12 protein-coding genes and 1 pseudogene are annotated in these 14,682 nt (G+C 56.4%); 11 read left to right on the top strand and 2 right to left on the bottom strand.

From position 1 onward, the window contains the following. The first annotated feature begins 6 nt into the window (after nt 1-6). From ACR0NA_RS05715 to ACR0NA_RS05690, 6 genes and pseudogenes are all read left to right on the top strand, one after another. Nucleotides 7-762, top strand: a complete 756-nt coding sequence (locus ACR0NA_RS05715) for an SDR family NAD(P)-dependent oxidoreductase (protein WP_480726865.1) — start codon at nt 7-9, stop codon at nt 760-762. A gap of 30 nt (nt 763-792) precedes the next feature. Continuing rightward, on the top strand, nt 793-1,533 hold the full coding sequence (locus ACR0NA_RS05710; RefSeq protein ID WP_480726985.1) for an SDR family oxidoreductase: 741 nt from the start codon (nt 793-795) through the stop codon (nt 1,531-1,533). 19 nt (nt 1,534-1,552) lie between these two features. Continuing rightward, nucleotides 1,553-2,398: a fumarylacetoacetate hydrolase family protein gene (locus ACR0NA_RS05705; protein WP_480726861.1), complete on the top strand. Its 846-nt coding sequence runs from the start codon at nt 1,553-1,555 to the stop codon at nt 2,396-2,398. A gap of 63 nt (nt 2,399-2,461) precedes the next feature. Next, nucleotides 2,462-2,578: pseudogene (locus ACR0NA_RS05700) on the top strand (DDE-type integrase/transposase/recombinase); the annotation flags it as partial. A gap of 193 nt (nt 2,579-2,771) precedes the next feature. Next, entirely contained in the window at nt 2,772-3,845 is a 1,074-nt protein-coding gene (locus tag ACR0NA_RS05695; RefSeq protein ID WP_480726859.1) for a hypothetical protein, read from the top strand. 31 nt (nt 3,846-3,876) lie between these two features. Continuing rightward, entirely contained in the window at nt 3,877-4,926 is a 1,050-nt protein-coding gene (locus ACR0NA_RS05690; protein ID WP_480726857.1) for a TAXI family TRAP transporter solute-binding subunit, read from the top strand. A 19-nt stretch (nt 4,927-4,945) separates the two neighbouring features. On the opposite strand, the gene ACR0NA_RS05685 is transcribed toward ACR0NA_RS05690, so the two are convergent. Further along, nucleotides 4,946-6,817: an ExeA family protein gene (locus ACR0NA_RS05685; protein ID WP_480726854.1), complete on the bottom strand. Its 1,872-nt coding sequence runs from the start codon at nt 6,815-6,817 to the stop codon at nt 4,946-4,948. A gap of 494 nt (nt 6,818-7,311) precedes the next feature. Next, nucleotides 7,312-8,304 (bottom strand): hypothetical protein, encoded by a 993-nt coding sequence (locus tag ACR0NA_RS05680; RefSeq protein WP_480726852.1) that lies wholly within the window; start codon nt 8,302-8,304, stop codon nt 7,312-7,314. Between the two features lie 180 nt (nt 8,305-8,484). On the opposite strand from ACR0NA_RS05680, the gene ACR0NA_RS05675 reads away from it, so the two are divergent. The 5 genes from ACR0NA_RS05675 to ACR0NA_RS05655 are packed head-to-tail and all read left to right on the top strand — an operon-like array spanning nt 8,485 to nt 14,667. Beyond that, nucleotides 8,485-10,899 (top strand): AAA family ATPase, encoded by a 2,415-nt coding sequence (locus ACR0NA_RS05675; RefSeq protein WP_480726850.1) that lies wholly within the window; start codon nt 8,485-8,487, stop codon nt 10,897-10,899. After that, nucleotides 10,896-11,501, top strand: a complete 606-nt coding sequence (locus ACR0NA_RS05670) for a Pvc16 family protein (RefSeq protein WP_480726848.1) — start codon at nt 10,896-10,898, stop codon at nt 11,499-11,501. The genes ACR0NA_RS05675 and ACR0NA_RS05670 overlap by 4 nt, the downstream gene beginning before the upstream one ends. After that, complete coding sequence (locus tag ACR0NA_RS05665; protein WP_480726847.1) at nt 11,498-12,121, top strand: hypothetical protein; 624 nt, start codon at nt 11,498-11,500, stop codon at nt 12,119-12,121. The genes ACR0NA_RS05670 and ACR0NA_RS05665 overlap by 4 nt, the downstream gene beginning before the upstream one ends. A gap of 23 nt (nt 12,122-12,144) precedes the next feature. After that, nucleotides 12,145-13,056 (top strand): hypothetical protein, encoded by a 912-nt coding sequence (locus ACR0NA_RS05660; protein ID WP_480726844.1) that lies wholly within the window; start codon nt 12,145-12,147, stop codon nt 13,054-13,056. 12 nt (nt 13,057-13,068) lie between these two features. Continuing rightward, nucleotides 13,069-14,667 (top strand): phage tail sheath family protein, encoded by a 1,599-nt coding sequence (locus ACR0NA_RS05655; protein WP_480726841.1) that lies wholly within the window; start codon nt 13,069-13,071, stop codon nt 14,665-14,667. Nucleotides 14,668-14,682: the final 15 nt, after the last annotated feature.

Raw genomic sequence — 14,682 nt, 5'->3', positions numbered from 1 at the left:
ATTGAAATGACAGGGCAGAAATCAGGACAGATCGCCATCGTCACTGGGGGTGCGCAAGGTATCGGTTTTGCATGTGCAAGAAAGCTCGCCTCTCAAGGCGCTGCAGTTGCACTTTGGGACACGGATCTGGACCTTGCCATCACCTCGGCCAAGGCTCTTGAGGAGGAACATGGGATCAAGTCTCTGGCGGTTCGCGTGGACATCTCGCAATGGGAGAAGGTCTCCGAAGCACTGGCGACCACCGAAGAACAGCTGGGCCCCGTGGACATGGCGGTAAACAGCGCTGGAATTGCCGGGCCAAATGTCGAGATCGACTCTTATCCTCTGGCAGACTGGAAGCAGATTCAGGCCATCAATGTTGACGGGAGCTTTCACGTGCTTCGAGCACTTCTGCCAGGCATGAAGGCGCGGAACTATGGGCGTATCGTTCTCATAGCGTCGGTCGCCGGTAAAGAAGGCAATCCCAACGCCTCAGCCTATTCGGCGTCAAAGGCGGCGGTCATGGCAATTACTAAGAGCGTGGGCAAGGAAAACGCGTTGCAAGACATCTCGATTAATTGCGTCACACCTGCTGCGGCACGCACGCGGATTTTCGATCAGATGAGCGAGGAGCACATCAACTACATGCTGTCAAAGATCCCTCGCAATCGCTTCCTAAAGGTAGAAGAAGCCGGAGACATGATCGCTTGGCTCTGTGATCGAGAAAACAGTTTTACCACCGGGGCTGTGTTCGATCTGTCGGGTGGTCGCGCCACCTATTGAGTGAATTTCTAGGAAACCAAGGGAGATTAGATTTTGGGCCGATTGGCAGGAAAAAAATGCCTTGTAACCGCCGCTGGGCAAGGGATTGGTCGCGCCTCGGCGCTGGCCATGCAAGCAGAGGGCGGCGAGGTTATCGCCACTGATATAAATGCTGAAACACTGGTTGAGTTGGCAGATGCGGGTATCACGACGCGGCTTCTCGACGTATGCGACCCGCAAGCCATCACGACGGCTAAAGACGAAATCGGTCCTGTGAACGTGCTGTTCAACTGTGCCGGTTTCGTGGGTCATGACACCGTCTTGGATTGCGACGATGATGCTTGGGCATTTTCCGTCGATCTGAACGTGACAGCCATGTTCCGAATGATGCGCGCCTTTTTGCCGGGAATGATCGATGGCGGCGGAGGCTCGATCATTAACATGTCGTCTGCGGTTTCCTCGATCATCGCGGCTCCCAACCGGTTTTCCTATGGGGCGACCAAGGCCGCTGTGATCGGCATGACAAAGTCAGTTGCTGCCGATTTCATTTCGCAAGGTATCCGCTGCAATGCGATCTGTCCGGGCACTGTGCAATCCCCTTCGCTAGAAGGTCGTATGCGGGCCATGGGAGATTACGATACTGCGCGTATGGCCTTTGTTGCGCGACAGCCGATGGGGCGTCTGGCCACTGCCGAAGAAATTGCTGAACTGGTTGTTTACCTGGCCTCGGACGGCTCAGGCTTTACCACTGGCACGACACATCTCATTGACGGTGGCTGGACGGCCACTTGATGCGAACAAAGGAACAGGCATGAAACTCTTGCGTTATGGCCCGGAAGGGCAGGAGAAACCCGGTGCTTTGGACGGTGACGGCAACATCCGTGATCTCTCAAGTATTATCGATGATGTCGCTGGTGAAGCACTTGACCCATCGTCTTTGGCTGACCTTGGAAAACTGGATTTGACAACTTTGCCCGTTGTCGATGGTGACCCGCGTCTTGGCCCTTGCGTTGCTGGAACCGGCAAATTCATGTGCATTGGATTGAACTATTCTGACCATGCCGCGGAGTCGGGTATGGAAGTTCCTCCCGAGCCGGTTTTGTTCATGAAGGCTACCTCGGCCATTTGCGGGCCAAACGACCCTGTGATTATTCCGAGAGGATCAACAAAGACGGATTGGGAGGTTGAGCTCGGCGTCGTGATCGGCAAGCGGGCGCAATACGTATCTGAAGCCGACGCGCTTGATTACGTAGCGGGGTACTGCGTCATCAACGATGTTTCGGAACGTGCGTTTCAACTGGAACGGGCTGGTCAATGGAGCAAGGGCAAGTCGGCAGACCACTTTGGCCCAATTGGTCCGTGGCTTGTGACAAAGGATGAGGCGGGTGATCCCCAGAACCTCGGGATGTGGCTCAAGGTCAATAGTGTTATGCGCCAGAACGGTTCAACAAGAACCATGGTCTATGGGGTCGCCCATTGCTTATCACATTTGAGCCAGTTCATGACCTTGCATCCGGGCGACATAATCTCGTCGGGCACTCCCCCCGGTGTAGGTATGGGTTTGAACCCCCAAATTTACCTCAGGCACGGGGACCAAATTGAACTTGGGATTGATGGATTGGGCGTTCAGCGACAGGACGTCATCGACAGCGACTAAGATGCCATATGAAACCGGCGTGAGACAGACAGGGCAGGGGGTCTTGTCAGAAGAATTTGGGTTGAGGCGGGCAGGTGGCTCAACAACCGTGTTGAGAATTCGCACCTCCCGTTTCGACGACGAGAACGCACGATGCAGCGTTTCAGGCGCGTGCGATGTTTGCAGAAGTTTGCCGCTCTCGCCAAGTGGCGCGCTTTTTACGTGGTATAAAGATCAGCCCTATTTGCTAAACTAAGACTGTTTAGAATTTGTCTGACAGCACATTTGAAAGGTCTGCAAAATAACATTTCTTTAGATTTTCGCCGGAATGTGGTAAAATTTCTCACTATTTCCTAGGTTTGACGTAATGTTGCTGATTTTACGAGTTACGGTTTTGACAGCATTATTGTGCGTAACGTGCTTTGCGCGGGGCGCGCAGGCCCAGACGTCCGAGCCTGCGGACAACCCATCAATAGACGAAAATGCGGTTGAACTGCTGTCACGCAAGGCGGCTTCTTTCCGGAGGGTCATTGCCACGCTAGAGGCTGATGTTCAGGAGACCGAAAAGCGCCTGCAGGACGCCTATACGCAACTTCAGAAGGTTCAGGGTGAGCACGGCCAGCTTTTGAAAGAGCTCGAGAACCTTCGTCGTGATGAAGCGGATGTTATTTCCAAGACCGAAGAATCTCGTACGGAACTTAATGATCTGTTGGCAGAAATAGACAAGTCCCGGTCAGAGCTGACCGCATCAACCGAGGCTGCCGAGGCGAAGCAGGCCGATCTGAACAGTGCCCGTGATGCGGTTGTGGATCAGACCAAGGCCGCCACTGCAGAACTTGCCGATTTGACCGCTGCCCGTGAGTTGGTCCTGGAGCAGACAAAGGCCGCCAAGACGGAACGGGATACACTGCAGGCCGGGCTTACGCAGTTGCAGAAAACACATGACGACTTGAACAACCAGATTGCCGAAAGCGATGAGGCGCGGCAGACAGCCGAGAAACTCATGCAAGGGGCACAAAAGGCACGAGATGAGGCGGTTGCCGAACATGATGCGATAAAATCGGAAATTCGCGCCGCACAGGCGGAACGGGATGCAATTGCCGCCAGTGCAGAAGTGCTGAGAACCCAATTGGAAGCGTTCCGAACCGAAAAGGACGAGACTATGGCCGCTCTCGACCTGTTGAAGGCCGAGTTGGAGGAAGCGACAGCCCCAGTTGTTGCGGAGCCTGCGCCAGAGGATGCGGATCCGGGGGCCGCAGATCGTCGTAAGATCGCGTTGCAACCCGCACGCATCACACGCGCTATCGCCGCTGCTCCGGGATTGGAACAGGCCACGCCGCAGGAGCGAAACGAATTACAGAGATTATTAGCGAACGGAGTTTGCACGCATGATGCACTGGAAGCCGTATTTATAACGATCAACCGACAAACGCTTGTATCTCTTATTCGCGATCTTGGCCGTTGCTGAGATGAACCGCATTATCGGGACGGGGAAAAAGATGACCAGTATTAACAAGTACTTTTTTAAGGCGCTGATGGTGGTAGGGGCTTTGTGCCTGGGCGCAAATCGAGCGACAGCACAAGAATTCGAAAAGAACATTCTGACCGGAGGTCCGACAGGCACCTATATCCAGTTCGGTCGCGACATTTCGAATTTGATGGCAGGTTGCGGCCAGACCCTGATCGTCAACGAGAGCGCGGGTTCGCTTGAGAATTTTCTGGGCGTACGCAAACGCAGGGCTACGCAATTCGGAATTGTACAAAGCGATGTTCTTGAATACCTCAAGACCTATTCCGCCAATGATCCCAACATCGCACGGGCCGTTGCCGGTGTTCGCATTGCGTTTCCGCTGTACAACGAAGAGGTTCACATCCTCGCCTCCAAGGACATCAAATCAACGGACGATTTGAATGGCAAGCGGGTGGCAGTGGGTGTGGCTGACAGTGGCACTTTTCTGACGGCCTCACTGTTGTTGGATCTGATCGGTGTCAGGCCTGCAGAAACTCTGACGATCGGGCCTGACGATTCCATGGCGCGGCTGAAAAGCGGAGACATCGACGCCTTCTTCTACGTTGCCGGAGCGCCGACACGGTTGTTTGCCGAAGCTGATGTGGATCCGACAGCATTTCATCTGCTGCCGATCGTGGATCCGGTTCTGCAGGCAGTTTACACTCCGGCCCAAATTCCGGAGGGCACGTATTCATTCGTTTCGGAACCGATCGACGTTGTTGCTGTGAAAGCGGTCTTGATGACCTATGAATACGAACCCCGCCGAAATGCGTATCACAGGCTCAGTTGCGACGCGGTTGCGGATGTCTCAAATCTGATTCTGACACAATTTTCGGCGTTGCAGCAGAACGGCCATCCCAAGTGGAAACAAGTTGATCTGAACGATATTCCACCCGGGTGGGAAATAGGTGGCTGTGTCAATCAGGGGTTGGCTGCGGACTATGTCCTGAACTGTGTTCCGGTGTCGGTGCAGGTAGACACCGATAGCCCGGCAAACGCTGTTTATCGTGACAGAATCTGTGCGACTATCGGCTGCTGACAGTTGCTACGCTGCCGCTTTAGCGCTGGCTGCTACCTTCGATGATCTGCCAGTCGCTTGGTGCGGTACCTCTACTTGTGACTCTCCAGACCGCTGCGGCATCTGGGGGGGGCAGCCGGGCTGCAGTCAGTGAGGTATCAAACCGCCCCAGAATCTGACCCGTATCGCTTGCAATTTCGATTGTGAAAGCGGGCGCTTCGCCTTCCCAGATCAGTTCAAGTTCATCTGAATTCACTTCTGAGAACAACGGATTAGGCGTTGTTTCCGGCTGGGGTGTGCTCGTGTCATCCATTAATTCTTCACCGCTGGCCAAACTGTGCCAACGCGCTGCTACAGACGGTGCATAGACGACCCCATCACCGGTTTCGAACATCTGTGCAAGATACCTCGCTGCGCGTTCATGTCCGCGCAACGCAGCCCGAGTGTACAAAACTGCCATGTCTCGGGTATCCACGCTGTTCAGCGCATCCTGAAAAAAAACTTCGGCCTCGGGCGCAGGTTCAGCGGCAACCGGTTTGATCAGATCGGACAAATCCTCTGCTTCGCTATTGGCGGCTGTCTGAGGCCTAGCAGTGGAGCTAACCGTCTCTGAACTCGTGCCTGCGGTCAGTTTGGCCGTATCCGGCAGTGTCTTGGGTAAGGGGCCGGTCGGGGAAGTGGATGGAGTCGCAGGCGCTGTACTTTTGGCGGGTAGGGGTGCGGTACCTGACAGACCTTGCACCGGCTGTGGGGCAGGCTCCGGGTTGGGTTCAAAGGCTTCCGTTACCAGTTCCCCGACCGGCTGCGCTTCAGTCACAGCAACTTCGTCCTGAACCAGCGCATCTTCCGGGACTGTCACGACATTCTCTGGCGTGGGTCTGATTGGAAGGTCATTGGTCAGCAAAGTCTGCACCCACGGGTTCAGGAAAACGATCACGGCAGTCAGACAACCAAAAAATCCCGCCACGACCAGCCTTCTTCGCGGCACACGCGCCGAAACGACCGGGTCATTCAGGACCGGTGGTGACGCCTCAATGGGATGGGCGCGAGCAGGCCTCAGAACCCTTGGCACTTCCACCTTTTCCTTGAAGGGCGACACCGGCGCGCTGACTACCTCGCCGGGTTCCGGCAAAATCACCCGTTCAACGGTTCCCAGCCGAAGCGCCAGGGTTATCGGGTCAATACATTGGTGGAAAAGCCGTTGCGCGGCAGGATGGTCGATAACCCTCAGGTCTTCCTGCGCAGCAAGAAACAGCAGCGCTTCGCATAGCTTGTTGATCAGGCGTGGAATTCCGCCCGCCTTCTTGTGGATATATTGCGCCGCATCCGCTGTGAACAGATTGGTTTTTGCGCCTGCCCGGGTCAGGCGAGTGCGGATATACGCCTCGATTTCACCAACGGGCAAATCCCGCAACTGGACCGTTTCGCCGATCTGTTTCCGTAGCGTCTGGTAGCCCAGTTGCCTCAGAAGGCCGCCAAGTTCAGCCTGACCGGCAAGCAGAATGGGCACCGGACCGGAGTTGCTACCGTCTGAAATTGCGCCAAGCACCGCGGACCCTTCGGGTGACAGGTTTTGCGCCTCGTCCGCGATGATGAGCGGAGTCCTCCCCGCCTTTTTGATTTCGTCCAGACCCCAGGCAATTTCGATCTCAGCGGGTACACTGGTCGCAGTTTTACCCATGGCAACCATCAACCGCTGCCGGATGTCGGCGGCATTGCCAAGCATATTGGTCATCAGCAGAATCTGGTGGTTTCGAAGGATATCCGGATCGTTGCTCAGCGCGTTTGTCAAAAGCGTCTTGCCTGCGCCGGTTTTCCCGATCAGCACCGTAACGGGCGCATTCCGGAGTAGCTCGGCCTTTATCGTGTCAAAGGCACGCCTGTAATTTTCCGACCAGTACGTAAAGTCCAAGTCTGGTGTGATCGCAAACGGCCTGTGCGCAAGATCGAAACAATCGAGATACATAACAACCCTGGATAACTATTTACATAACGCAAAACCTATATTTGGTCGAGCCCACACGCCCGGTTCGTTGGGTGTTTGAGTCGCCGAGAGGATTGTTGTTGTTCCCCGGAAACATGAATTTGCCAGACGGCACGAATCCATAGGGTTCGTTGGCATCGATCCTAGATCATTTTGGCAGCATCCCTGCGTGTAACCTAGCCAAATCGAAGCGAAATGTCTTTTTTTCATAGCCAGGATGGAATTCTCATGACCATATTGCACCACGCCGTTCCTTCGGTGAAATTACCCGATCATTCCGAGTGGAACTGTTAATGGGTCGACGGCTTCGGTCCGGTCTCCTGACCGCCATCAAAAACCAATTTTTCACGGCCCGGCCATGGAAAACTGGTTCAATTCCTTAGCAGAACAGACGTTACGGGACGTTGTTAACGTTGATGCATTCATCTGGAGACAGCATCCAGTTGCGGAGAGGCCTGGATCATCTCGTCCAGAATAGAACCAGCCTCATACCCCAAAAGATCGACTTCCATCCGTCCCGGGTCTCCGAATGCCCATGTGCCGACGTTCCGTTGCATCCTCACATAGCCGACATGCTTTGCCAAAGCGTCTTTTCCATGTGCGTTTTCCGCAAACATTACCTGACCGGCCGCTACCTTTTTCGGCATCACACGCTGCAGGTACAAAAGTACAACGTTGACGTTTTCAACACTGGAGCCCCCGTGGTGTACCACATACATCGCTGCCCAATCATCATCACTCATCGCGGCACGCGCATCAGATACGGCGGCGTGGAGAGCGATTAATTCAGCGCGCGCAGCTTCACGCATGTTTTGTGCCCATATCGGGCGGATGTCGTTGATAACCTTGAAGACGGCTTCGCGGGTAAGTTCATTCTGGCTAACTGCATTTTTTGTGAAAGAGCGTGCCTTCTCAAGCATCTCCTGCTGGCTGACCAATGAATCTTCCGGCAGGCCGAGATCACCAATTGCAGCAAGAAGCGTATCGATTTCCGTCGAAATATTTGAAAATTCGCGTTTCCAGCGTTCTTCGTCGGCAATACCTTCCGGCCATGGCGTAACAGCGCCGATGATACCCAAAAGCACATGCGTTACGGATTTGAGGTGCTGATAGCGCGGAGCATTCCTTGGATAGCTTGCCTCGCCATCTTTCGAGAGTACGGTAACGTCGCGCGCAATCACCATGATGGGCCGCGTATCAGCAGTCAGTTCATCCTGACCGCGATGAAATATCGAAAGCATTGCGGTATTAAATGTTTCCAAGGCCTTCTCGGCATCACTTTGGTCCGCAGATGCGTTAGTCGAAGACAAAACTATGGCCACGCTCAAACCGGTGGCGGTGTTTACAAGTCGTCGTATCAATGAATTCTGCATGTCGCACATCCCCCGATTCAGGTTTGCCAAGTCATCATACATCGTTGGTGTGAATGGTGCGAACGCAGCGCCGTTCCGAAACAAAGGCAAGGCCTGTGACAAACGGCCTATACGCAGCCGATAAACTTCGTCCCATTGGCATAGGTCGTTTCCGTGACCTTGGGGACTCACGCTGAATCCACCCTGCGGCGATCCTGAAAGTACTGCGCTTCGGGGGAAACGATGCCACACATCCGTGTCCTGATAGGTCAATTCGAACGTCGGGTTTTCGCCGAGGGACTTTCAAGCTTGTTGCGCGATGATCCGGACTTTGATGTCAGCCTGATGACCGACGACTCTCAGGCTGAAAACCTGATGGAAAGTGACGAAAACGTCGTTGTTATACTTGAGGCGCGCGACGGTGTTGAGCGTCCCGATCTGCAGCCCAAATCCGACAGTGTTGCAGTGATTTTCATGTCTTCTGAAGAGCCGGACATCCAGATCGCACTGCGCCAGGTCGACCGGTCGCGTCTGCGGGCGGCAATTCGTCTCTGCACCGACATTCCCCCGCCACGCGTTCTTTCGCTTGGGCTGGATACACCCAACCATGCTCCGTGTTCGTTGCCGCATTTCCGAAGTTCCGAAACCTCGGTGCTGGCACCGGTTGTTGCATGGCTCGACGCCGTTTTTGCAAATGCACTGGCCGAACTGGCCGAGGCGCGCGGTTCGGAGATGTCAACAGCCTGGATCGGCGACGTTACCCATCTTGCCCAAACCTTTTCCGCCGGTGCGCCCATGACCCGGGACGAGGTGGCCAGGCGCTTCGGCGCGTTGCAATCCGCCAGGACCTGGCAATCCAGCCCGTTGCGCGTCGTGGCGCAGGATCCGCAGGAAATTCGTCTGTTGTGCCTGGTTGCCGCGCCTGATCTTGATTACCGATACGCGCAGGCGGTGGGTGTTCTTCAAAACGACTATGGCTCGCCCCGTCCCAACGCCACAACATTGGCGCGACTGCTTGGGCCCGATTATATCGGTGCCGATGTGGCTGCTCTGATGGCAGGTTGCCGCCTTTTCGCGCGCCTGCGCGCGATCCGCCATGATGATGGGGACGCGCCCCAGCCAGGTTACCGGGCTTCGAATGTTCTGTTGACACAACTAATCGGCGCGCGGCGGCGGCAGGGAATGGGCTGGCGTCTACAGGACGAGGGGCTGCCACCGCAGCAGGAACTGGCCGAAGCCATCGCCAGTATGCTCGGCGTGGCGAACCAGCCTACGATCCTGGCTGTTGGTGATGGCCCGGCTACGGCAGACGAAATCTCGGTAGCTGTGCGTGCAGCGGGTTTTGCTGTGTTGCGCATTGATTGCCAGGCACTGGCGGGTGACGGCTTCGGTAATCGGATCGCCGATTGCAGCCTAACTGCATGCCTGAACAACGCCGTGGTTGTGTTCGAAAACTCTGAGGCTCTCGCGGAAAATCAGCGCGCAGCCTTTTTCGGGTCCGATATCTCCGATCTACTGCCGGGTGTGATCGTTGTTGGATCGCACGCAGCCCCGGTTGACGGAGACGCGGTCGCCTTGCGGGTGCACCGTGCCGGAATTGGCGTCACAGTGCGCCGTTGGCAATCGGCCGCAACAGATCACGGTCTGTCATTGACCTCGGATCAGGCGCGCAGGCTGGGTGGAACGCTACGCTTGCCGATAGCTGACATTGATGCCGTCACACGCATGGCTGCCGGTCGTCGCCGACTTGGATCCGACGCCACTGATGAAGAGCTCATCCTGAATGCCGCACGTGCAGTTGCAGCGCGTCACGCACCTGAGACCGTTCGCCGTCCGCCTGCAATTTTTGGCTGGAACGATATTGTTTTGTCCGAGACGGTCCGGCAGCAGGTGGCCAGCATCCCCGATCACGTGCGCCATTCGGCTCAGGTGTTGGATGATTGGGGATTTGCCTCGCGATTGCCATATGGGCGAGGTGTCGGTGCGTTGTTCTCGGGCCCGTCCGGGACAGGCAAGACCATGTGCGCACAGGTAATAGCCCGGGCGCTGGGTGTCGAACTCATGCAGGTCGAACTGTCCCGTTGCGTATCAAAGTACATTGGTGAGACTGAAAAGAACATCGACGCCTGCTTTGCGGCTGCCGAGGCCGCCTCGGCCGTGCTTCTGTTCGATGAGGCCGACGCGCTGTTTGGTAAACGAACCGAGATCAAGGATGCGCACGATCGCCATGCGAATGTCGAGGTCGCTTACCTGCTGCAGCGGATCGAAGCCTACGAAGGTTTGGTGATCCTGACCACGAACCTCAAGAACAACATCGACACGGCATTCCTGCGCAGATTGCGGTTCTGCATCGATTTCACCATGCCTGCCGAAGCCGAGCGTGAGCGCATCTGGCAAGTCGCAATTCCCGACACCGCGAAATGCGCAGAAGATGTGGATACGGCTTTTCTTGCCCGTCGTCTGCCTTTGTCTGGTGGTTCGATTCAGTCCATCGCAGTCAATGCCGCATTCCATGCAGCAGCAGCCGGTTGTGAAGAAATTCACATGCGCCACGTGATGACGGCCACGCGCGCCGAACTGATCAAGAACGGCATGTTCAGCACCGAGAAATCGATTGCCTGGAACGATTGTGCCACCGAACGGGAGGTGCATGCATGAGCACCAACGCGATCAGCCAGACCACGCGCGCGTTTCAGAAGCTGGTGCATCAGTCGCTGACAGTTCCGGGCGCGCCAGATGACCTGATCTTTATCGGGCCGCCTGCAAAGGGGCAGATCGGTGATCGCATCGTATCGCTGTTCCCGTTTCATCTTGTTCCCAATCCCGAGATGCGCAATTCCGAGCGCTACAGCAGGAATGACGACCCGGACCCGCGACCGCGCAATGCGCTGCCGATGGACATCCGTTATCTCATCAGCGTTTTTCGTCCCGAAGGCGCGACCGAACCAAGTGAGTTGGAGCGTCTGGGTGAAATTATCGCCGGAATCCACGCGAACCCGACACTTGGTGGGGCGCTTCTTCCGGATCAGGACGTGAGGCTGACGGCCGAGCCTTATCCAATGGAGGAACTTAGCCGCATTTGGGGCCTTTTTGTCAGTTCCAGCTATGTGACCTCTGTCGTCTACCTCGCCTCGCCGGTGTTCATCGAAGCCGGTGATGTGATGCGCGGTGTGCCGATTGAAGAACGCAGGCTTGGGTTCGGTCAATCCGCAGCGCCACGCAACTATCGCGCAAGCGCAGGGCTGGAGGGGGCGCCATGACCCACAACTTTGCCATCCATCCTTTTGATCAGGGCGTCTATCCGCTGGACGTGGTGGTGACGCCGGTTGATGATTTCACCGGCTTGCCAATCCTGCGCGGCGTGACTGCAACGATCCCGGCGCAAGCGGCAAAGGCGAAACCCAGTCTTTCCGGAAACCTGATCTTTGAGCGTTTGGTCGCAAAGCCGCAATACATTGTCAAACTTGATCCTTCGCGCGCGGGTTACTTCGCGCCGCCGGATATCCCAGTGGATATGCCGCAGGATCGAGATGCCCGCATTGTCCGCCTGATCCGCAGACCTGACGCGATCCGAGATGGAGAAGCCATGTTGGTGAGGGGATCGGTGTCTCATGCAGACGAACCGGTTCAGGGCCAGTTGGTCGAAGGCCGTATCGCCGATATTGCCGATCCCTTCCGCACGCAAACCGATGAACGTGGGAATTTTGCACTGCGCCTGCGCCCACCTTCGCCGGACCTGAACGCCGACCCGCGCCCGGTGCCACTGGTAGCCGACGTGGTTCTGCGTTTGCCCGGCGTGGCTGGGGTCCCGGCCATACTGCTTGATGAAGTGAAAGACCTGCAGACATGGGCACCGCCCGTGAACGTGGTGATCCCGTGAATCCAGATCCCCAGGAGGATGCCATGAGTGACAATGACAAGACCAAGACTGACGCGGCAATCGAAACCGAAGCTGCAACTCCGGTCGAGGAAACGGGTGGTGAAACCACCGAGGGTAACACTGGGTCAGAAACAGGCACCGATGCGCCCCTGGGGTTGTCCGATATCCTCAAGGCGCTTCTGGAAAAGCGCCCCGAGGCGGCCGCAGCTCAGGTGGAGGACGACATTGCCGACCTGAACAAGCTGATTGCCGAAGTTGATGCAGCCAAGGCTGGGTACACGGAAGAAGTTTATGAAAAGCTGAAGGCGGACGAAGACTATCTGAACTCCGAAACCGAGAAGCTGCGCAATTCCCTGAAGGCGGCACTGGGTCAGGATGCGCTGGATGAAATCAAAAAAATCGAAGAGGACGCTGTAAAAGCAGTCCGCAGCGCCAAGAACGTATTGGACGCAGCCAAGGTGATTGTCGACATCACGGAAGAGGCTGTCGAAGATGCCGAGAAAGAACTTGCCGCCGCCAAGACCAGACTGGACGTCTGGCGCAAACCTGCCCAAAGCGTGGGCGCGCGGCTGAATCAGGCGCAGGGTTTGATGGCTACCATCAAGGAACTGCGCAACGGTCCAAATCGCGGCGAAGCCTATTGGCGACTGGCGCTTGGCGAGTTCCCGGAATTGGCGGATCAGGAATTTCTGCACAAGGTTTTGAAATTCCCGCCGACCATCGTTTCGCCAGACGAACTGGAGCCCGTAATCGTCGCGGCCTGGAAGAACTTCAAGACAAAGCGTACTGCCGCCGTCCGCGCGGGGGTGGAGCTTGAGAATGCAAAGGCGGCGCTGAAGTCGGCCGAGGCCGAACACGCCGCACTGTCCAAGAATCTCGTTAAGGCGATCGCCGACGCTCTGGCCGAGCGCGAGGCCGCCCCCAACGCGGCATAAAGGAGATCTGAAATGCCCGAATATCTTGCCCCCGGGGTTTTTGTAGAGGAAATCGAACGTGGTCCCAAGCCCATCGAAGGTGTCGCGACCTCGACCGCCGCCTTTATCGGTGAAACCGAACGTGGGCCAACCCGCCCGCGGCTTGTTACCGGTTATGGTGAATACCTGAGACTTTTCGGAGACGTTTTCGCCGCCGACAAATATTTGCCCTTTGGCATCAAGGCGTTCTTCGACAACGGCGGTCGCCGGGTCTACATCGCCCGTATTTGCGGCCCGAACGCCGTGCGCGCAGAATTCGACAGTGACGGCTACACGGTACAAGCAAGCGGCCCGGGCGGATTTGGTAACCGCATTTTTGTGCGTATCACCCGCTCGACCACACAGAAACTGAATGATGCGGGCGACGCGCTGGAGCCGGTAGGCTTCCGATTGCAGGTTGCCTATTGGACCCGTGGTGATCCGGCAGATCTGTTTGATCCGTTTGAGCCGGGTGGTGACGAACGCCTGCCGCCGCCTGCTGCAGTCGAAGAATATGACGATCTGTCGCTTGATCCGGATAGTCCGGCTTATTGGAAAAAGATGATTTCGGATACCACCTCGGCACTCATCACGCTGGAAGTGGACGATGACAACGCCACGCAGCCGGGTGATGGGGACGTCATATCAGGCTTCATGGTAAACGGCGATGATGGCGATCCAGTGACATCGGTTCAGTTCGACGGGGACAAGGACGATGCAGGCAATGTCTTTGACGATCCGCTGGAATTTCGCGGCCTCGCCGCGCTGAATCTGGACGCCTACCGCGACGTGGCCATCATCCATGCCCCCGGCATCGGCAATACCGACGATGCAAGTGCGGCGATTCAGCAAGCCATCGTAACTCATTGCGAACGAAATCGTTTCCGCTTTGCGGTGTTGGATTCCGCAGCGAATCTGAACGCTGTTTCAGATGACCGGCTAAACCCACGCAACCGGATCGATACGCAATACGGTGCCTTTTATTACCCATGGTACTTCACGCCACATCCGAAAACCGGTGTGAAAACCAAAATCCCGCCCGGTGCGGCAGCTTGCGGCATGTACGCGCTTACTGACAACACGCGCGGAGTTTGGAAAGCCCCCGCCAACGTGCCTGTCGCAGGTGCGATCGACCTGGAGTATGACATCAATACCGGTCGGCAGGAGGTGCTGAACCCCCGGGGTGTGAACTGTATCCGCCGTTTCCCCGGTCGGGGCATCCGGATGTGGGGTGCGCGTACGCTATCGTCCGACCCGCTCTGGCGTTACGTCTCGGTCCGGCGGCTTTTCATCTTTCTTGAAGCGTCGATCTACAACTCGACCCAATGGGTGGTGTTCGAGCCGAACGACCAGCAACTCTGGGCTCGCGTCAAGCAGACCATCACGCTGTTCCTCCGGGCTCAGTGGCGCGAGGGCGCGCTGTTCGGCGCCAAGGAAGAAGAGGCGTTTTCGGTCGCGGTCGGGTTCGACACGATGAGCCAGTCGCAAATCGACAACGGGCAACTCATCGTCGAGATCGGCATCGCGCCGGTACGGCCCGCGGAGTTTGTTATCTTCCGCGTTTTCCAGAAAACCATCGAAGCCAAAAGCTGACGCTTTGTCAGGAGG

It is taken from the genome of Ruegeria sp. C11 (assembly GCF_056537725.1).
Note: the sequence above shows the minus strand (reverse complement) of the source record. Positions and strands in the feature narration are given on the sequence as shown.